Raw genomic sequence first — 19232 nt, forward strand, 5'->3', positions numbered from 1 at the left:
GTGCTTCGCCCGAGAATGACGGCTGAGGCTTGACCTAGCCGAACACGCCGTAGGCGACCAGCGCCGCGATCACCCAGAGCGCCGCCGTGCCCCAGCGATTGCGCTGCGCCTCGGCTCGGCCGATCGCGGCGACGCTGCGCTCGTCGAGCGCAAAACCGTGGCGCGAGGCGTCCTCGAGCTGCCCGAGGACGCGCTCGGCCCGAACGACCGTGTCAGGCAGCGCCGCCAGCGAGCCGAGCAGGGAGCGGGCGCCGCGCCCGGCCTCCTCCAGCTTGCCGATCGGCCCGAGATTATGGGTGATCCAGCTGCGCACGACGGGGTCGGCCGTGCCCCACATATCGAGATGCGGATCGAGCGAGCGCGCCACGCCCTCGACCACCACCATGGTCTTCTGCAGCATGACGAGCTCGGTGCGCGTCGCCATGTCGAACATGCCGGTGATCTCGAAGAGCAGGGTCAGGACCTTGGCCATCGAGATCTGGTCGGCGCGCTTGTCGTGGATCGGCTCGCCGACGGCGCGGATCGCCTGGGCGAAATCCGCGACATCGTGATGGGCGGGGACATAGCCCGCCTCGAAATGCACCTGCGCGACGCGCGTGTAGTCGCGGGTGATGAAGCCGAGCAGGATTTCCGCGAGGAAGCGCCGCTCCTTCAGGCCGAGCCGACCCATGATGCCGCCATCGACCGCGACGAGGCGCCCCTCCGCATCGACGAACAGGTTTCCGGGATGCATGTCGGCATGGAAGAAGCCGTCGCGGATCGCGTGCTTCAGGAAGGACTGGATGATCTTGCGGGCCAGCTCCGGCAGGTCGTGGCCGGCGGCGCGCAGGCCCTCGACATCGGAGAGGCGAACGCCGTCGATCCATTCGTCAACCAGCATCTCGCGCGCGGTGAGCTGCCAATCCGGCTCCGGCACGCGGAAATCGGTGTCTTCCTTGGTGTTCTCCGCAAATTCGGAGAGGGCGGCGGCCTCGAGCCTGAGGTCCATCTCCATCGCGACGGAGCGGGCCAGCGTCTCGACCACGCCGGTGAAGCGTAGCCGGCGCGCCTCGGCCGAACGCATCTCGGCCATCTCGGCGCCGAAGCGCATCGCGGCGAGGTCGCGGTTGAAGCGGTCGCGGATGCCCGGCCGCAGGATTTTCACCGCCACCTCGCGGCCATCCTTCAGCCGGGCGCGGTGGACCTGAGCGATCGAGGCGGCCGCAACCGGCTCGCTGAACTCGGGAAACAGCGTCTCCAGCGGCACGCCATGCGCAGCCTCGACGATGGCGCGCGCCTCCGCCATCGAAAAGGCCGGCATTCGGTCCTGCAGGGCGGACAGATCCTCGGCGATCTTCATGCCGACGACGTCCGGCCGGGTCGCCAGGAACTGGCCGAACTTGACGTAGGAGGGGCCGAGCCGGGTCAGCGCCGCCGCGAGGCGGGTCGCGGAAGAACCGGCGCCGCGCCGCTCGATCAGCCGGCCGACACGGATCAGGCCCCGCGCCAGCGGCGGCAGCACGGAGGGGTCGACCAAGGCGAGCGCGCCCTCACGCGCCAGCACGAAGCCGACGCGCACGCCGCGCAGCATGTGGAAGAAGGAGGAGATCATGCCGCCGCAGCCAGCATCACAGCTTCCAGCCGGAATGCAGCGCCACGACGCCGCCGGTCATCGGCGTGAATTTCGCGCGGCGGAAGCCGGCATCCTCGATCATGTTGGCGAAGGCCTGCGGCTTCGGGAATTTGCGGATCGATTCGACGAGGTACTGGTAGGGCTCGGCCTCGCCGGTGACCATCCGGCCCATCGGCGGGATCACCCTGAAGGAATAGGTCTCGTAGATCTTGTCGAGCAGCGGCACGTCGACATGGCTGAATTCGAGGCAGAGGAAGCGCCCGCCGCGCTTCAGCACGCGATAGGCCTCGGTCAGCGCCTTGTCGATGCGCGGCACGTTCCGGATGCCGAAGGCGATGGTGTAGCAGTCGAAATGACCGTCCGGCAGGCCGAGTTCCTCGGCATTGCCCTGGACGAAGCGGATGCGATCATTATCCGGGAAGCGCTTCTCGCCCCGCTCGCGCCCGACGCGCAGCATGTCCGCGTTGATGTCGAGCACGGTAACATCAGTCAGCGGGCCGCCGGCCTCCAGCACCGAGAAGGCGACGTCGCCCGTGCCGCCGGCCACGTCGAGATGATGGAAGGCACGATCCTTCGGTGGGTTGATCGCGGTCAGCAGCGCGCTCTTCCAGGCCCGGTGCAGCCCGCCCGACATCATGTCGTTCATCAGGTCGTAACGGTCTGCGACCTTGTGGAAGACGTCGTCGACCTTGGCCTGCTTCTCGGCGAGCTTCACCGTCTCGAAGCCGAAATGGGTGGTGTCGGAAGCTGCTGTCACGGTCGGGCCGGCCTTGTGCAAATCTGTCTTGTATTCGCCTGAGCCGATCAATAGCCAAAGGCGGCGGGCTTGTCGCGGGCCCTCTCGACGCAGGCTTTATTTGAGGTCGCTGATATGCCGGAGCTACCCGAGGTCGAAACCGTCCGGCGCGGGCTGGAGCCCGCCATGCTGGGCGAGCGCTTCGCGCGGGTCGAGCTGCGCCGGCCGAACCTGCGCTTTCCCCTGCCGGAGCGCTTCACTGAGCGCCTGACAGGCCGGCGGATCGAGGCCCTGTCGCGGCGGGCGAAATACCTGATCGCCGATCTCGACGACGGCGCGGCGCTCGTGATGCATCTGGGCATGAGCGGGCGCTTCATCGTCGAGGCGCCCGGAACGCCGCCGACCGAACCCGGCAGCTACTACAACGATATCGGCCGGCATCTGATCCACGACCATGTCGTGTTCGAGATGGGGACCGGCGCGCGGGTCACCTACAATGACGTGCGCCGCTTCGGCTTCATGGACCTCGTGCCGCGCGCCGAGCTGGCTACCTCCAAGCATTTCGCCGGCATGGGCATCGAGCCGCTCGGCAACGAACTCTCCGGCGAGACGCTGGCGAAGCTCTTCGCGGGCAAGTTCGCGCCCCTGAAGGCCGCGCTGCTCGACCAGCGGCTCGTGGCGGGTCTGGGCAATATCTATGTCTGCGAGGCGCTGTTCCGGGCCGGGCTCCACCCCGAGGCCGAAGCCGGAACGATCGCGACACCGACGGGCCGGCCGCGCGAGAAAGCGCATGAGCTCGCCCGCATCATCCGCGAGGTGCTGGAGGAGGCCGTCGCGGCCGGGGGCTCGACGCTCCGCGACTTCGCCCATGCCGACGGCTCGCTCGGCTATTTCCAGCACCGCTTCAAGGTCTATGACCGCGAGGGCGAGACCTGCGTCACGCCCGGCTGCGGCAAGCTGGTGAAGCGCCTAGTGCAGTCGGGCCGCTCGACGTTTTATTGCGAGAGCTGCCAGCCGAGGCGGTAGAGACACGCGTCATTCTCGGGCTTGACCCGAGAATCTCCGGCCGGAAGTGACACTGGAGCCTCCTCTTGCACGAGATGCTCGGGTCAAGCCCGAGCATGACGCGCTGGGGGAGACAGCGAATGCGCGGATGTGCGCAACGCGCATGGACCGCTCTCGCGCCGCTCGCTAAAGCTGGCGGAGCAGGACCATCCGGGAGGCCGCCATGGCTTATGAGACCATTCTCGTCGAGACGAAGGGCAAGGTCGGGCTGATCACGCTCAACCGCCCGCAGGCGCTGAACGCCCTGAACGGCCAGCTCATCGGCGAGATCAACGCGGCGCTCGACGGCTTCGGTGGGGATGACGGCATCGGCTGCGTCGTCCTCACCGGCTCGGAGAAGGCCTTCGCCGCCGGCGCCGACATCAAGGAGATGCAGAGCCGCACGTTTCCGGGCACCTATCTCGACGACAAATTCGCGGATTGGGACCGGATCGGCCAGCGCCGCAAGCCGATCATCGCCGCGGTCGCCGGCTTCGCGCTCGGCGGCGGCTGCGAGCTCGCCATGATGTGCGACTTCATCATCGCCGCCGACAACGCCAAGTTCGGCCAGCCCGAGATCAATCTCGGCGTCATCCCCGGCGCCGGCGGCACGCAGCGCCTGACCAAGGCGGTCGGCAAGGCCAAGGCGATGGACCTGATCCTCACCGGCCGGATGATGAATGCCGAGGAAGCCGAGCGCTCCGGGCTCGTCGCGCGCGTCGTGCCGCTCCCCGACCTGCTGACCGAGACGCTGAAGGCGGCCGAGGCGATCGCCACGAAGTCGCTGCCCTCCGTGCTGATGGCGAAGGAGGCGGTCGAGCGCGCTTTCGAGGTAACCCTTCAGGAGGGGTTGCGCTTCGAGCGCCGCGTCTTCTCCTCGCTCTTCGCCACCGCCGACCAAAAAGAGGGCATGTCCGCCTTCGCCGAGAAGCGGAAGCCGGATTTCAGGAACGCCTGAGCAACCGGCCATCGCCTGCCGCATGGCGGCGTCGAGCGGCCCCGCCTTGATGGACCGGCGCTCCTGCTGGCAGATAGAACACGTCTTTCGCCAGCAGGATTTCCCGCCATGAACGCCCAGACCGGACCGTCCCTCCCGACCTATGCCGATGTCGAGGCGGCGGCCGAGCGGCTGAAGGGCATCGCCCACCACACGCCGGCGATGAGCTCCGCCACCGCCAACCGGCGGACGAATGCGAGCCTGGTCTTCAAGCCCGAGAATTTGCAGCGCATGGGCGCCTTCAAGTTCCGCGGCGGCTACAACGCGATCGCCTCGCTCTCACCCGCGCAGAAGAAGGCCGGCGTCGTCACCTTCTCCTCCGGCAACCATGCGCAGGCCATCGCCTATGCGGGCCAGCTCTTGGGCGTGCCGACCACGATCATCATGCCAAACGACGCGCCGGCCGCGAAGGTGGCAGCGACGGAGGGCTATGGCGGGCAGGTCGTGCGCTATGACCGCTATACGCAGGATCGGCTCGCCATCGGGGATCGCCTCGCCAGTGAGCGCGGGCTGACGATCATCCCCCCTTACGACCATCCCCACGTCATCGCCGGCCAGGGCACGGCGACGAAGGAACTGATCGAGGATGCCGGCCCCTTCGACATCCTGATCGTGCCGCTCGGCGGCGGCGGGCTGCTCGCCGGCGCGGCGCTCGCGGCGAAGGCGCTCAATCCGGGCTGCCGGATCTTCGGCGTCGAGCCGGAGGCCGGCAATGACGGGCAGCAGTCGCTGCGCAAGGGCGAGATCGTGAAGATCGGCGTGCCTAAGACGATCGCGGACGGGGCGCAGACCGCCTTCCTCGGCGATCTCACCTTCCCGATCATCCAGCGCGACGTCGAGGACATCGTCACGGTCAGCGACGCGGCGCTGATCGACGCGATGCGCTTCTTCGCGGAGCGCATGAAGCTCGTCGTCGAGCCGACCGGCTGCCTCGCCGCGGCGGCGGCCTTCACCGGCGCCGTGCCCGTCGAAGGGCGGCGCGTCGGCGTCATTCTCTCCGGCGGCAATGTCGATCTGGCGAGCTTCGCCCGCTTCATCGCGCCGTCAGTGTGACCTCATGGTAAAGCTCACGCGGATTCCGCGTTGACGGCGGCCGCGCGAGCGATTATAGCCCCACCACTCGCGGCGGCCCGCGCAAGCTCGGCCGCCGCTCACGTGTTTCCAGCAAGGTAGCGGTCAGAACCGCCGGCTCAACGCCAGGCGACGGACCGTGATGAAGACGAGGACGTTTGGATGGCCAATACGACGTCGGCCAAGAAGGCCACGCGCAAGATCGCGCGGCGCACCGAGGTCAACAAGAACCGCCGCTCGCGCATGCGCACCTTCCTGCGCAAGGTCGAAGAGGCGATCGCCACGGGCAACAAGGCCGCCGCGGCCGAGGCGCTCAAGGCTGCCCAGCCCGAGATCATGCGCGCCGCGCAGAAGGGCGTGGTTCACAAGAACACCGCCTCGCGCAAGGTTTCGCGTCTCGCCCATCGCATCGGCGCGCTGGCTTCCTGAGCCACCTTCGCGGACCGCATCGCATCGTTTAAAAGCCCGGCTCGACGCCGGGCTTTTTTGTTGGCTTCAAGGCCCCCTGTTGCCGCCTCGCCACGCGCCGCCACGGAAGAAAAAAATCGTTACGGCAAGCCGATTCGGCAATCTTTCCACGGCTTTACGGACTTGACTCTCCGGGCGCTTTCGGGGCGCGGAATCGCTGCTTCAGCGAGAGTCTGCCGCACATGGAAAGTCATTATTTTTCATCACCTTAGCGGGCAAAGGATTTTGAGGCGAGAGAATCGCGGCGACTCCAAGGCACCCATTCGCCCCTTTGAAAAAAAAGATTCGGCCGCCGCGAGCGCGCCCGCTGTAAAGAAAAGATTAAGTTCCCCAACCAATTGCAGCCCCCCGACCCCGTTCGATCCGGGGGGCGGAAGCCACCTCGCTCCGAAGCCGGCTGAAAGGGATATTGCAGCCCGTCGAGCGCGCCCTGTAAGGTCACTTCATCGCCGGGCGGACAGCAATGAACGCGGTGGCGGTTTCCATAGATTATCGGTGTTTTGGCTCGCGACCAGGGAGGTTGGAGAATGCGGCTCTTTGTCTTCTGTATTGAGATGAAGCGCGGCTCCAGCCAGCGGCGAGCCTTCCAAGCGTAATCGACAGAACCGGGATTTCCTGACCTGTCGGGCGGATGCGCCTGCCGGGCCGGGATCCTTTTTAACCGGACAACAGCGCCGGGAAGGCGGTTGCCTCTGCAATCGCCCCTCCGAAGGCGTGTTCAATTTTGAAGCAAATGGGGCCATTGATGTTCGAGCGGCAGCAAATCGGAGATACGGTCGAGGCAGCGTCGGTGGTGGTGACAATGGCGGTCGAGGAGACTGCTCCGGTCGGAGCAGAGGACGCGTCGCTCCAGGACGCCTGGGAGCGTGTGCGCCGCCGCCTGCGCGCCGAACTCGGCGAGGATGTCTTCTCGAGCTGGTTCGCCCGGCTGGAGATTGCCGGCATCGTCGGGGGCATCGCCTATCTCACCGTCCCGACCCGCTTCCTGAAAAGCTGGCTCGAGGCCCATTACGCCGAGCGGCTGCGGGTGAACTGCATCGCCGAGCTGCCGGCGCCGAAGGGCGTGCTGCTCTCGGTCCGCCAGGCTTCGCGCGACACCACGCCGGCGCCGCTGGCGGAAGCCGTGATGCGCAGCCGCCCCGCCTCTTCGACGACACCGGTCCCGGCCGAGGCGGCCAAGCCCGGCGCGGCGACCGCCCAGTCCGGCGAACCCGAGCTGGTCGATGTCTGCGGCACGACACTCGACAGGCGGATGAGCTTCCAGAACTTCGTCGTCGGCAAGTCGAACCAGCTCTCCTTCGCCGCGGCCGAGCGCATCGCGGCGGCGCCGGCCGGACAGAGCCCTTACAACCCGCTCTATCTCCATGCCGGTGTCGGCCTGGGTAAAACGCATCTGCTGCAGGCCATCGCGCAGGAAGCCAGGCGGCTGGGCAAGCGCGTCGCCTATTTCACGGCGGACCGCTTCATGTACGGCTTCGTCGCGGCGCTGAAATCGCAAACGGCGCTGGCCTTCAAGGAGAAGCTGCGCGGCATCGACCTGCTCGTCGTCGACGACGTGCAGTTCATCCAGGGCAAGTCGATCCAGCAGGAATTCGGCCACACGATCAACGCGCTGCTCGATGCGGGCAAGCAGATCGTCGTCGCCGGCGACCGCCTTGCCGGCGAGCTCGAGGCCCTCGACGAGCGCATCCGTTCGCGGCTGGGCGGCGGTCTGGTTGTCGAAGTGGGCGAACTCGACGAAGCCTTGCGCGCCAAGATCCTGGCGACCCGGCTGGAAGCGCTGCAGAGCGCCCATCCCAACTTCCAGGTCAGCCCGGATGTGGTGGCCTATGTCGCCCGCGTCGTCGCCACCAATGGCCGCGATCTCGACGGCGCCGCCAACCGGCTGCTCGCCCATGCGACGCTGTCCGGCCAGTTCGTGACGCTGGAGACGGCGGAGGCGGCCATCCGCGACCTCGTGCGGACGCGCGAGCCGCGCCGGGTCAAGATCGAGGACATCCAGAAGCTCGTCGCGACGCGCTACAATGTCAGCCGCGCCGATATCCTCTCCGAGCGCCGCACGGCCGCGGTCGTGAAGCCGCGCCAGATCGCGATGTATCTGTCGAAGGCGCTGACCCCGCGTTCGCTGCCCGAGATCGGCCGGCGCTTCGGCGGGCGCGATCACACCACGGTGCTGCATGCCGTGCGCAAGATCGAGAAAGCGATCAGCGAGGACCGCTCGCTGCATGAGGAGGTCGATCTCCTGAAGCGCATGCTGCAGGAGTGAGGGAGCGGCCGCTCGCGCCTGTCCTGCCAAATGGTTGTGGTTGCCGGGATGCGCGGCCCTTGCGCGCCCGGCTGCTGTCCGGCAATGTCGCTGGCCATTCATTCGGGCCCGGGCCGTCATGCCTGGGCGGCTAGCGTCAGAAGACTAGACAATCATGAAGGTCACGGTCGAACGTTCCACGCTGCTCAAATCGCTCGGCCACGTGCATCGCGTGGTGGAGCGCCGCAACACCATCCCGATCCTGTCGAACCTGCTGCTCAGCGCCACTGATGGAGGCCTGCGCCTCAAGGCGACCGATCTCGACATCGAGGTGGTGGAGACGATTCCGGCCGATGTCACCGAGCCCGGCGCGACGACCGTGCCGGCACACACCCTCTATGACATCGTCCGCAAGCTGTCGGACGGCGCGCAGGTCTCGCTGGAGACCACCGGCGACACCGGCCTCGTGCTGCGCTCGGGCCGCTCGCGCTTCCAGCTCCAGACCTTGCCGGAAAGCGATTTCCCGGACATCACCGCCGGCGAGATGGCGCATCGCTTCGTGCTGCCGGCCGGCGAGCTCAAGCGCCTGATCGACAAGACCCAGTTCGCGATCTCGACCGAGGAAACGCGCTACTATCTCAACGGCATCTATCTCCACACCATCGATGTCGATGGCCGCCCGGTGCTGCGCGCCGTCGCGACCGACGGGCACCGGCTCGCCCGGGTCGACACCGCCGCCCCGCAGGGCTCGGCCGGCATGCCCGGCGTGATCGTGCCGCGCAAGGCCGTGGCCGAGATCCAGAAGCTGCTGGAGGATGGCGAGAGCGAGGTCGCGGTCGAGCTTTCCGGCTCGAAGATCCGCATCGCCGCCGCCGATGTCGTGCTGACGTCGAAGCTGATCGACGGCACCTTCCCCGACTATCAGCGCGTCATCCCCTCCGGCAACGACAAGCGGCTGACGGTGGACAGGGGCGATTTCGCCGCTTCCGTCGACCGCGTCTCGACGATCTCCTCCGAGCGCGGCCGCGCCGTGAAGCTCTCCATGGCCGACGGGCGCATGACACTCTCGGTCACCAATCCGGATTCAGGCTCGGCGACCGAGGAGATCGAGGTCGATTACGAGGCGAGCCCGCTCGATATCGGCTTCAACGCCCGCTACCTGATGGACATCGCCGCCCAGCTCGACGGCGACACGGCGCTGCTGAAGCTCGCCGACCCGGGTTCGCCGACCGTGATCCAAGACCGCGAAGGCGCCTCCGCGCTCTATGTGCTGATGCCGATGCGCGTGTGAAGGGCTTTCGGCCGTGACGGCCGTTACGCGCCTGATCCTGCAGGATTTCCGTTCCTACGAGGCCCTCGATCTCCCGGTCGAGGGTCAAATCGTTGCGCTGATCGGCGAGAACGGTGCCGGCAAGACCAATATCCTCGAAGCGCTCTCGCTCTTCGCGCCCGGCCGTGGCCTGCGCCGGGCAGAGCTGCCCGGCATGGCGCGCCAGGGCGGCGACGGCAGCTTCGCCGCGTCCATCACCTTGGCCGATGAGGCCGGCCGGCTTGGTATCGGGCTCGGACCACTCGATGCGGAGGGGCGCCGCCCGCGCATCGCCCGCATCGACGGCACGACCGCCGGCTCGGCGCTGGCCTTCAGCGAATATCTGCGGCTGGTCTGGCTGACGCCCGATCTCGACGGGCTGTTCCGCGGCGCCGCCGGCGACCGGCGCCGTTTCCTCGACCGTCTCGTGCTGGCGATCGATCCCGCCCATGCGACCCGCTCGAACGCGCTGGAGCGGGCTCTGCGCTCGCGCAACCGCATCCTTGAAGAGAGCCCCAATCAGGGACAATGGCTCGACGCCGTCGAGCGCGAGGTCGCCGAGCTCGGCATCGCGGTCGCCGCCGCCCGGGCCGAGACGGTGGCGCGGCTCTCCGCCATCATCGCCGAGACGCGAGACGAGGCCTCGCCCTTCCCTTTCGCCGATATCGCGCTCTCCGGCGAGATCGACGCGCTCGTCGCGCGCCTGCCGGCCGTCGACGCGGAGGACGCCTATCGCGACCTGCTGCGTCAGGGCCGCCACCGCGACCGTGCCGCCGGGCGCACGCTCGCGGGGCCGCAAGCCTCCGATCTGGAGGTCCGGCACGGGCCGAAGGATATTCCAGCCGGCCAGGGTTCAACCGGCGAGCAGAAAGCGCTGCTGATCGGGCTCGTGCTCGCCCATGCCAGGCTGGTCGCCGCGATGAGCGGCATCGCGCCGCTGGTTCTGCTCGACGAGATTGCCGCCCATCTCGATCCGCGCCGCCGTGCGGCGCTCTACGACGGGCTGACCGGGCTCGGCTGCCAGGTCTGGATGACCGGTGCCGACGCTGCCCTGTTCGGCGATTTGCCGGCCGGCGCGCAGCGCTTTTCGGTGACGCCGGGGCGGATCGATCCGCTCGATTGATCGGTCAGGCCACGGCTTGCGATGGGACGCTTCGTCGCGTTCCTGCTAATCTCGCGGGCAGTCTCGGAGGCTTTCCATGGACATCTCCAGCCTTGCCCTGTTCGCCGGCGTCTATTTCCTCGCTGTCGCCTCGCCCGGCCCCGCCATCGCGGCGCTGGTCGCGCGCTCGCTGTCCTCGGGCTTCCGGCGCTCGCTGCCCTTCCTCGCCGGCATCGTCGCGGGCGATCTCGTCTGGTTCACACTGACCGCGCTGGGCTTGAGCGTGCTGATGCAGAGCTTCCACGGCGTCTTCGTCGCGATCAAATATGCCGGCTGCGCCTATCTGCTCTACCTCGCCTACAAGGCCTGGACGGCGCCGGCCGAAGCACCGAAGCCCTCCGCTGCCGCCCGCGGCGAGGGTGCGCGCCTGTTCCTCGGCGGCATCGCGCTGACGCTCAGCAATCCCAAGGTCATGGTCTTCTTCCTGTCGATCCTGCCGCTGGTGATCGACCTCAACGCGATGAGCACGCTGGCCTTCGTCGAAGTCGCTGCGCTGATCGCCCCGATCATCACGGGGACGCTGATGGCCTATGCCTATGCGGCCGACCGGGCCCGGCGCCTCGTCGCCAGCCCGCGCGCGATGCGCTGGATCAACCGGACGACCGGTGGCGTGATGGCGGGCGCCGCTGCCGCGATCGCGACGCGGAGCTGAGCAGCCTTGGCTCTGGCGGCCGGCCTCATCGATCTCGGCTTCGCGCTGTTTCATGCCGCGTTCCGGCGTCTGTTCGGCTGGCCGGAGCGTTTGACGCCATCCGGCGGCCTGAACACGGCGATCACGCAGACGCTCAACGCGATGCTGATCTTCGTCTTCCTCGCCTATGGTGCGACCTTGATCTGGCTGGCCGGGCAAGGCCGCGTCCACCCCGTGCTGCCGCTCGTGGGCGCCACCTTCTGGGGCCTGCGGCTGACGCTGCAATTCATCTGGTTCGACCTCAAGCCCTGGCCGTCCAAGCTGATCACGGCGGTTTTTGCTCTGGCGATTGTGATCCACCTGCTGGCCGTCAAAGTCTGAGAGCCATCCAAGCTTCACGCCGTCATCCCGGACGAAGCTCTCGGGTCCGATCTTCGATCGGCCCAAGGCTAAACTCCGCGGAGATCCGGGATCCATCGTAAAGCGCGGCGCCTTTCGATGGATCCCGGGTCAAGCCTGGGATGACGGTGGTGGCTCCGAAGGATACCGACACAGGCTTTCGGCTCGAAAGGCTGGCCAAGCGCGCCCGGCTGCGGCACATCCCTTGTCCATGTCGCCATCCCGCGAATCAGACGCCCGCGCGATCCTCAAATCCGTCTGGGGCTACGACGATTTCCGCCCCGGCCAGTGGGAGGTGATCGCAGCCGCACTCAACGGCGAAGACGTCTTCGCGGTGATGCCCACGGGCTCCGGCAAGTCGATGTGCTACCAATTGCCGGCGCTGGTTGCGGGCGGGCTCACGCTGGTCGTCTCGCCGCTGATCGCCCTGATGCGCGATCAGGTCGGCCAGCTCGTGCGAGCCGGCGTATCGGCCGCCTCGCTCAACTCAATGAACAGCGAGAGCGAGGCCAGCGAGGCCTGGGACAAGCTCAATTCCGGCGATCTCCGGCTGCTCTTCGTCTCGCCCGAACGCTTGGCCGGCGAGGGACTGGTCGGCCGGCTGAAGCGCCTCGGCGTGACCCGGCTCGCGATCGACGAGGCGCATTGCGTCTCGCAATGGGGCCATGATTTCCGCCCGGAATATCGCTTGCTCGCCAAGACGCGCGAGGCGCTCGGCGGCGTGCCCGTCACCGCGCTGACCGCGACCGCCGACCGGCAGACCCAGGCCGATATCGCCCAGCAGCTCTTCCCGCAGCCGCCGCGCATGGTGGTGCATTCCTTCGACCGGCCGAATTTGAAGCTCGCCTTCGCGCCGAAGGAGCAGCCGCGCCGGCAGATCGACGATTTCCTGCGCCGCCACCGCAACGGCTCCGGCATCGTCTACTGCTCCTCGCGCAGCAAGACCGAGCGTCTCGCCACGGCGCTCAGCGAAAAGGGCTGGAATGCCCTGCCCTACCATGCCGGGCTCGAGCAGGAGACGCGCAACCGTAACCAGGACATCTTCCTGCAGGAGGACGGCGTCGTCGTCTGCGCCACCATCGCCTTCGGCATGGGCATCAACAAGCCGGATGTGCGCTTCGTCGTCCATGCCGATATGCCGGGCTCGATCGAGGGCTATTACCAGGAGATCGGCCGCGCCGGGCGCGACGGCCTGCCGGCGGATACGCTGACGCTCTATGGCGTCGACGACATGTCTCTGAGGCGCCGCCAGATCGACGAGAAGCAGATCGACGACGAGCGCCGGCGCATCGAGCACAAGCGCCTCAACGCGATGATCGATCTCTGCGAGAACGCGCTCTGCCGGCGCAGCGCCTTGCTCGCCTATTTCGGCGAGGAGACACCGCCATGCCGGCATGGCCAAGCGCCGTTCCGCTGCGATCTCTGTAGTGCGGAGGCGCCCGCGTTGCAGGATGCGACGCTCGATGCGCGCAAGCTGCTCTCGGCCGTGATCCGTTCCGGCGAGCGCTTCGGCGCCGGCCATCTCGCCGATATCCTGACGGGCACGACGACCGAGGTCATCCGCCGGCAGAACCATGACGGGCTTAAGACCTTCGGCGTCGGCGCCGACAAGCCCAAGGCCGCCTGGATGGGCCTGACGCGCAAGCTCTTCGCCGCCGGGGCGCTGGCCGAGGCCAGCGCCGAGCATGGCGGCTTCAAGCTGACGCCGAAGGGCGAGGACATCCTGTTCGGCCGAGAGGAGATCGCGCTCCGGGCCGACCCGTTCGCCGAGCGACGCTCCCGCCGCTCGGAGCGCGACGCGGCCCGCGCCGACGGGCTCGACGAGGGCACGGCCGGCTTGTTCGAGCATCTGCGCAAGCTCAGGCTCCAGATCGCCCGCGAGGAGGGCGTGGCGGCCTATATCATCTTCACCGACCGGACCCTGATCGCGATGGCGCGCGAGCGGCCGCTGGGCCTGGACGAGATGCGGGCGATCGAGGGCGTCGGCGAGCGCAAGCTCGCGCAATATGGCGAGGCCTTCGTCGAGGCGATTTCGGAGTTTCGAGGCTAAGGCTCACCCTGTCCGTCGTCATTCCGGGCGCAGCGAAGCGGAGACCCGGAATCCATCGTCGAACGCCGGAGCCCTCCGATGGATTCCGGATCGGCGCCGCTTCGCGGCTTGTCCGGAATGACGAGGCAGGCGAACCAAACCGCCCCTCTACGCACACGCACGCGTAGGCGCGTGAAAAAGCCATCGTCTGCCCCTATATTGTCGTTTCGAATCAGGATCATCGCGGGCGCTCGCTCGCCCGCTCAGGGACCATTTCATGACCGATGCCGCGCTCAGCGCCCAGCCCGACGACTACGGCGCCGATTCCATCAAGGTTCTCAAGGGCTTGGATGCCGTTCGCAAGCGGCCTGGCATGTATATCGGCGACACCGATGACGGCTCGGGCCTGCATCACATGGTCTACGAGGTCGTCGACAACGCCATCGACGAGGCGCTGGCGGGTCATGCCAACCTCGTCACGGTGACGCTGAATGCCGACGGCTCGGTCACGGTCAGCGACAATGGGCGCGGCATCCCCACCGATATCCACAGCGAGGAAGGCATTTCGGCCGCCGAGGTCATCATGACCCAGCTCCATGCCGGCGGTAAGTTCGACCAGAACTCCTACAAGGTCTCGGGCGGCCTGCACGGCGTCGGCGTCTCCGTCGTCAACGCGCTCTCGGTTTCGCTCAAGCTGCGCATCTGGCGCGGCGGCCACGAGCACTACATGGAGTTCCGCCATGGCGACGCAGTGGCGCCGCTTGCGGTCGTCGGCCCGCAGGGCGACAAGCGCGGCACCGAGGTGACCTTCCTGCCGTCGCAAGAGACCTTCACCATGGTGGAGTTCGACTACAAGACGCTTGAACACCGCCTGCGCGAGCTCGCCTTCCTGAACTCGGGCGTGCGCATCGTCCTGACCGATGCGCGCCATGCCGAGATCGTGCGCGAGGAGCTGATGTATGATGGCGGCGTCGAGGCCTTCGTGCGCTATCTCGACCGCGCCAAGTCGGCCGTGATCGACAAGCCGATCATGCTGACCTCGGAGAAGGACGGCATCACCGTCGACGTCGCGCTGTGGTGGAACGACAGCTACCACGAGAACGTGCTCTGCTTCACCAACAACATCCCGCAGCGCGACGGCGGCACCCATCTTGCCGGCTTTCGCGCCGCGCTGACGCGCCAGATCACCGGCTATGCCGAAAGCTCCGGCATCTCCAAGAAGGAGAAGGTCTCGCTCACCGGCGACGATTGCCGCGAGGGCCTGACCGCGATCGTCTCGGTCAAGGTTCCCGACCCGAAATTCTCCTCGCAGACCAAGGACAAGCTGGTTTCCTCGGAAGTCCGCCCGGTCGTCGAGAATGTGGTCAATCAGGCTCTCTCGGAGTGGCTCGAAGAGCATCCGGGCGAGGCCAAGACCATCGTCGGCAAGGTGGCGGAAGCCGCTGCCGCCCGCGAGGCCGCCCGCAAGGCGCGCGACCTCACCCGCCGCAAGGGCGCGCTCGATATCGCCTCGCTCCCGGGCAAATTGGCTGATTGCCAGGAGAGGGATCCCGCCAAATCCGAACTCTTCATCGTCGAGGGTGACTCGGCCGGCGGCTCCGCCAAGCAGGGCCGCGCCCGCGAATACCAGGCCGTGCTGCCGCTGCGCGGCAAGATCCTGAACGTCGAGCGCGCGCGCTTCGACAAGATGCTCTCGTCGGATCAGGTCGGCACGCTGATCACGGCGCTGGGCGCCGGCATCGGCCGCGCCGATGCCGAGCAGGGCGGCTTCAACCTGGCGAAGCTGCGCTACCACAAGATCATCATCATGACCGACGCCGACGTCGACGGCGCCCATATCCGTACGCTGCTCTTGACCTTCTTCTACCGGCAGATGCCGGAACTGATCGATGCCGGCCATCTCTTCATCGCCCAGCCGCCGCTCTACAAGGCGGCGCGCGGCAAGAGCCATGTCTATCTCAAGGACGAGCGGGCGCTGGAGGAGTACCTGATCGATTCGACGCTGGACGGCGCGACCTTCCGCACCAGCGAGGGCGTGGAACGGGCCGGCGCCGATCTCAGGGTGCTGATCGAGGAAGCCCGCAACGTCCGCAACGCGCTGGGCCAGCTCCATTCCCGCTATGACCGGCGCATCGTCGAGCAGATGGCGATCGCCGGCGTGCTGCATCCGGTGAGCGAGGAGAACGAGGCCCAGGCGAACGAGGCGGCAGCCTCTGTCGCGCGCCGCCTCGATGCGATCTCGGACGAGCTGGAGCGTGGCTGGGAAGGCAAGGTGAGCGAAGGCGGCTTCGTGTTCTCGCGCATGATCCGCGGCGTGAAGCAGGCGGCGACCATCGACGCAGGCCTCCTCGCCAGTGCGGAAGCCCGCAAGCTCGATGCCGCGGCGGGTTCCCTGCAGGAAGCCTATGCCAAGCCGGCGCTGCTCACCCGCAAGGGCGATTCCTTCCCGATCAACGGCCCCACCGACCTGTTCGATGCGGTCTCGACCATCGGCAAGAAGGGCGTCGCGCTGCAGCGCTACAAAGGACTGGGCGAGATGAACCCCGACCAGCTCTGGGAGACGACGCTCGATCGCGACGTGCGCACGCTGCTGCGCGTCAAGAACGACCAGAACGACGAGGCCGACGACCTCTTCGTCAAGCTGATGGGCGACGTTGTCGAGCCGCGGCGCGAATTCATCCAGACCAACGCGCTGAACGCCACCGTCGACATCTGATCCCGCTGCAACGACCTGCGTCACCGGAGCGCTTTCGGCGCTCCGGCTTCGGCGTTATGGTCCGGTCATGGCCCAGACGGAGCAACAACCCGGTGTCGAGAGCGGCCCGCCCGGCCGGGCTGGCATCCTGCTGCTCGCCGGCGGGGCTCTCGCTCTGGTTCTGACCGGCCTGCTGCTGTGGTGGCGCGAGGGCAGCCGACTGTTCACCGACGGTCTGATCGCCGCCATCGTCGCCTGCTTCTAGCGGTCTCCAGCTTCTCTTCGGGACATCACCGTGAATCGCCGCCTCATCCTGCCCCTCGTCGTCTTCCTCGCCGGCGCGCTCGCGCTCGCCGCAGCGGCGATCCTCACCTTCTCCCCCGGTGGCCGGACGACGGGGAGCGGGACGGCCAGCGTCGGCGGCCCCTTCACCCTGACCACGCAGGACGGCAAGCCGCTCTCCGATACGGATCTGCGCGGCTCGCCCTTCCTGGTCTTCTTCGGCTTCACCCATTGCCCCGATGTCTGCCCGACCAAGCTCTTCGAGATCTCCGAAGCGCTGCGCGCCGCCGGCGAGAGCGACAAGGCCAAGAACCTGAAGGCGCTGTTCGTGACCGTCGATCCCGAGCGCGACACGCCGGAGGTGATGAAGAGCTATCTCAGCTCCTTCGATCCGCGCATCATCGGCCTGACCGGTGATCGCGCAGCAATCGACGCGACGATCAAGGCTTATCGCGCTTATGCGAAGAAGACGCCGCTCAAGGATGGCGACTACACGATGGACCATACCGCGCTGGTCTATCTGATGGGCAAGGATGGCAGCTTCGTCGGCGCCTTCAATATCGAACAGGCACCGGCGCAGGCGGCGGCGGAGTGGCTTCGCCAGAGCTGACGGCCTCGGCCGGCGGCGTCCGCCGGCGCGCCAGCCCGTGCTCCGTCTTGTTCCAGGCGAAGCGCCGGGCGAAGTATTCGTAAAAGGCCATCCAGGCCGCGACCGAGACCAGCCCGTAATAGAGCGGCAGCAACGGCAGCAGCCATAACAGGCTCGGGTCGCGCCGGCGCAGCGCGCCGATGGCCGGCGGCAGGAACAGCGAGAGCGTGCCGAAGAGCCAGATCGACAGCGCGAAGGCCGATGTCACGGTGGTCAGCGCGCTCGCCGGGTCGAAGAGCGAGCCCTCCCAATAGGCGATGAGCGTCGCGACCGCGAAAACGGGATAGCCGAGCGCCGTCACGATCGTGCCCAGCGCCAGCGAGGCGAAGGCGAAGGTCGCGGCGAAGCCGGCCTCGCGCAGCAGTTTCAACGGCGCGCGCGAATGCGTCACCGCCGTCTGCATGTAGCCCTTGATCCAGCGTGAACGCTGGCTGAGCCAGGCCTTGACCGTGACCGGGGCCTCCTCGCGCGTATCCGACGGCAGATCGCCGATACGATAGCCGGCCCTGGCCAGCCGAACCGCGAGATCGGCATCCTCGGTGACGTTCCAGGCGTCCCAGCCGCCCAGCGCCCGAAGCACATCAGTCCGGAAATGATTGGAGGTGCCGCCCAGCATGATCGGCAACCGGGCGCGCAGCAGCCCGGGATTGAGCACCTCGAAAAGCCCTGCATATTCCAACGCGAACAAGGCCGGCAGCAGGCCCTCCTCGGCATGGTCGATCACCAGCCGCGCCTGGAGGCAGGCGAGATCGTCGGAAGCGCGATGGAAGCGCGCTGCCGCCAGCCGCAATTGCTGGGGATCGGGAATGTCCTCGGCGTCGAAGATGGTGAAGAGGCTCCCGCGCGCCTCGAGCAAAGCGAGGTTCAGCGCCCGCGGCTTCGTCCGGGGCTGGCCGGGCGGCACGATCGTGACGGTGACATGCGCCGGCAGGGACATCGGCGCGAGCGCCGCCCGCATGCCGGTATCTTCAGCTTCGACCAGCAGGCGAATGTCCAGCTTGGCCGGTGGGTAGTCCAGCTCCGACAGCGCCCGGAGCATCTGCCGCAGCACCGCCTCCTCCCGGTACATCGGCACGGCGACGGTGTAGACCGGCAAACGGCTGTCATCGAGGCGCCAGCGCTGGGTGCGCCAGAGATCGGGGGAGGTGCGCTCGATCGAGGCCGCAAGCCTGAGCAGGATGAGCCCCAGAAACAGCGGCCCGAGCAGCAGGGCAAGCGCGAAGAAGCTCTCCAGCGGCGCGAAGATGCCCCCGAGCGTTGCCGTCGCGAGGCCGATGCCGGTCGCGGCGACCTGGCCGCGGCTGGCGCCGGTGCGGGCGCTGTCACGCGCAAGGCCCGGCTCGTCGAGCCCGGCAGCAGATCGGGCCAGCCCTTCGCCATTGGCCTCCCGCAGGCGGTCCGCGAAGCGACGGGGCGTGGTGACCGCGACATCGTCGCGGTGGCGCGCCCCGGCCGAGATCATATGGCGCAGGGCGGCGCCTTCGGGCGCGAGCAGGAAGCGCAAGCGCGGGTTCACCGGCCCCGCCAAAGGAGCGATGCCGCCGCGCAGGATCGCCTCATGCCGGCCACCGGACAGGAGATCGAAGGCGTCGGTATGGAAAGGCAGGCCGAGCTCGGCAGCGAGCGCCCGGTAATAGCTCTCCTGATCGATCAACCCGAGCGCGAAAACCTCGCGCACCGCGTCGGTGCCGTAGCGCCGCGCGCGACGCGCGGCAAGGGCAAGGCCGGCCGGCGCGACGCCGTGGCGGGGGAGAAAAGCGATCTCGACGGGCAAATCGGCGAAGCCGCGCCCCTGCGGATCGACAACATCGCCCCGACCGTCGCCCCCCACGGTCCAATCCCGTCCGACGCCACGCCAGCCGGGCGCCCAGCACGCCCGGCAAACCTATGGTTGCGGTTTCAG

The 19232-nt window shown here is 67.6% G+C and carries 16 protein-coding genes; 13 read left to right on the forward strand and 3 right to left on the reverse strand.

What is annotated here, in order from left to right; genetic code table 11:
- Nucleotides 1-34: 34 nt before the first annotated feature.
- Both ubiB and ubiE read right to left on the reverse strand, forming a co-directional pair.
- Complete coding sequence (ubiB, locus tag IED13_RS07050; RefSeq protein WP_133560290.1) at nucleotides 35-1591, reverse strand: 2-polyprenylphenol 6-hydroxylase; 1557 nt, start codon at nucleotides 1589-1591, stop codon at nucleotides 35-37.
- 16 nt (nucleotides 1592-1607) lie between these two features.
- Nucleotides 1608-2369, reverse strand: coding sequence for a bifunctional demethylmenaquinone methyltransferase/2-methoxy-6-polyprenyl-1,4-benzoquinol methylase UbiE (ubiE, locus tag IED13_RS07055; RefSeq protein WP_191123770.1), 762 nt, complete (start codon nucleotides 2367-2369; stop codon nucleotides 1608-1610).
- 114 nt (nucleotides 2370-2483) lie between these two features.
- Between ubiE and mutM the strand changes: the two genes are divergently transcribed.
- The 13 genes from mutM (at nucleotide 2484) to IED13_RS07120 (ending at nucleotide 17290) form a co-directional block, all read left to right on the forward strand.
- A complete protein-coding gene (gene mutM / locus IED13_RS07060) occupies nucleotides 2484-3374 on the forward strand; it encodes a bifunctional DNA-formamidopyrimidine glycosylase/DNA-(apurinic or apyrimidinic site) lyase (protein ID WP_133560286.1) in 891 nt (296 codons plus the stop codon).
- A gap of 202 nt (nucleotides 3375-3576) precedes the next feature.
- Entirely contained in the window at nucleotides 3577-4350 is a 774-nt protein-coding gene (locus IED13_RS07065; protein ID WP_191123771.1) for an enoyl-CoA hydratase, read from the forward strand.
- A gap of 108 nt (nucleotides 4351-4458) precedes the next feature.
- On the forward strand, nucleotides 4459-5442 hold the full coding sequence (locus IED13_RS07070; protein WP_038364997.1) for a threo-3-hydroxy-L-aspartate ammonia-lyase: 984 nt from the start codon (nucleotides 4459-4461) through the stop codon (nucleotides 5440-5442).
- A 180-nt stretch (nucleotides 5443-5622) separates the two neighbouring features.
- The gene (gene rpsT / locus IED13_RS07075; protein ID WP_038365000.1) at nucleotides 5623-5889 is read left to right on the forward strand and encodes a 30S ribosomal protein S20; all 267 of its coding nucleotides are present in this window, start codon (nucleotides 5623-5625) and stop codon (nucleotides 5887-5889) included.
- An 841-nt stretch (nucleotides 5890-6730) separates the two neighbouring features.
- On the forward strand, nucleotides 6731-8194 hold the full coding sequence (gene dnaA, locus IED13_RS07080) for a chromosomal replication initiator protein DnaA (protein ID WP_051988271.1): 1464 nt from the start codon (nucleotides 6731-6733) through the stop codon (nucleotides 8192-8194).
- 154 nt (nucleotides 8195-8348) lie between these two features.
- A complete protein-coding gene (gene dnaN, locus IED13_RS07085) occupies nucleotides 8349-9464 on the forward strand; it encodes a DNA polymerase III subunit beta (protein WP_112762424.1) in 1116 nt (371 codons plus the stop codon).
- 13 nt (nucleotides 9465-9477) lie between these two features.
- Entirely contained in the window at nucleotides 9478-10605 is a 1128-nt protein-coding gene (recF, locus tag IED13_RS07090; RefSeq protein WP_191123772.1) for a DNA replication/repair protein RecF, read from the forward strand.
- A gap of 76 nt (nucleotides 10606-10681) precedes the next feature.
- Entirely contained in the window at nucleotides 10682-11296 is a 615-nt protein-coding gene (locus tag IED13_RS07095; RefSeq protein ID WP_191123773.1) for a LysE family translocator, read from the forward strand.
- A gap of 6 nt (nucleotides 11297-11302) precedes the next feature.
- Nucleotides 11303-11656, forward strand: coding sequence for a hypothetical protein (locus IED13_RS07100; protein WP_191123774.1), 354 nt, complete (start codon nucleotides 11303-11305; stop codon nucleotides 11654-11656).
- Between the two features lie 229 nt (nucleotides 11657-11885).
- On the forward strand, nucleotides 11886-13724 hold the full coding sequence (recQ, locus tag IED13_RS07105) for a DNA helicase RecQ (RefSeq protein WP_191123775.1): 1839 nt from the start codon (nucleotides 11886-11888) through the stop codon (nucleotides 13722-13724).
- 256 nt (nucleotides 13725-13980) lie between these two features.
- A complete protein-coding gene (gene gyrB / locus IED13_RS07110; RefSeq protein WP_191123776.1) occupies nucleotides 13981-16419 on the forward strand; it encodes a DNA topoisomerase (ATP-hydrolyzing) subunit B in 2439 nt (812 codons plus the stop codon).
- A gap of 67 nt (nucleotides 16420-16486) precedes the next feature.
- Nucleotides 16487-16663, forward strand: a complete 177-nt coding sequence (locus IED13_RS07115; protein ID WP_156115994.1) for a hypothetical protein — start codon at nucleotides 16487-16489, stop codon at nucleotides 16661-16663.
- Between the two features lie 30 nt (nucleotides 16664-16693).
- Entirely contained in the window at nucleotides 16694-17290 is a 597-nt protein-coding gene (locus tag IED13_RS07120) for an SCO family protein (RefSeq protein WP_112762421.1), read from the forward strand.
- On the opposite strand, the gene IED13_RS28735 is transcribed toward IED13_RS07120, so the two are convergent.
- Nucleotides 17235-19160 (reverse strand): glycosyltransferase, encoded by a 1926-nt coding sequence (locus tag IED13_RS28735; protein ID WP_191123777.1) that lies wholly within the window; start codon nucleotides 19158-19160, stop codon nucleotides 17235-17237. The two genes, IED13_RS07120 and IED13_RS28735, sit on opposite strands and share 56 nt — an antisense overlap.
- Nucleotides 19161-19232: the final 72 nt, after the last annotated feature.

Source organism: Allobosea spartocytisi (assembly GCF_014764685.1).
Taxonomy (GTDB): domain Bacteria; phylum Pseudomonadota; class Alphaproteobacteria; order Rhizobiales; family Beijerinckiaceae; genus Allobosea; species Allobosea spartocytisi.

Bases quoted from the DNA above. Each gene is read 5' to 3' on its own strand.
- dnaA (WP_051988271.1), top strand. From the start codon at position 6,731: ATGGCGGTCGAGGAGACTGCTCCGGTCGGAGCAGAGGACGCGTCGCTC.
- mutM (WP_133560286.1), top strand. From the start codon at position 2,484: ATGCCGGAGCTACCCGAGGTCGAAACCGTCCGGCGCGGGCTGGAGCCC.
- IED13_RS07070 (WP_038364997.1), top strand. From the start codon at position 4,459: ATGAACGCCCAGACCGGACCGTCCCTCCCGACCTATGCCGATGTCGAG.
- IED13_RS07095 (WP_191123773.1), top strand. From the start codon at position 10,682: ATGGACATCTCCAGCCTTGCCCTGTTCGCCGGCGTCTATTTCCTCGCT.
- rpsT (WP_038365000.1), top strand. From the start codon at position 5,623: ATGGCCAATACGACGTCGGCCAAGAAGGCCACGCGCAAGATCGCGCGG.
- gyrB (WP_191123776.1), top strand. From the start codon at position 13,981: ATGACCGATGCCGCGCTCAGCGCCCAGCCCGACGACTACGGCGCCGAT.
- dnaN (WP_112762424.1), top strand. From the start codon at position 8,349: ATGAAGGTCACGGTCGAACGTTCCACGCTGCTCAAATCGCTCGGCCAC.
- recQ (WP_191123775.1), top strand. From the start codon at position 11,886: ATGTCGCCATCCCGCGAATCAGACGCCCGCGCGATCCTCAAATCCGTC.
- IED13_RS07115 (WP_156115994.1), top strand. From the start codon at position 16,487: ATGGCCCAGACGGAGCAACAACCCGGTGTCGAGAGCGGCCCGCCCGGC.
- ubiB (WP_133560290.1), bottom strand. From the start codon at position 1,591: ATGATCTCCTCCTTCTTCCACATGCTGCGCGGCGTGCGCGTCGGCTTC.
- IED13_RS07065 (WP_191123771.1), top strand. From the start codon at position 3,577: ATGGCTTATGAGACCATTCTCGTCGAGACGAAGGGCAAGGTCGGGCTG.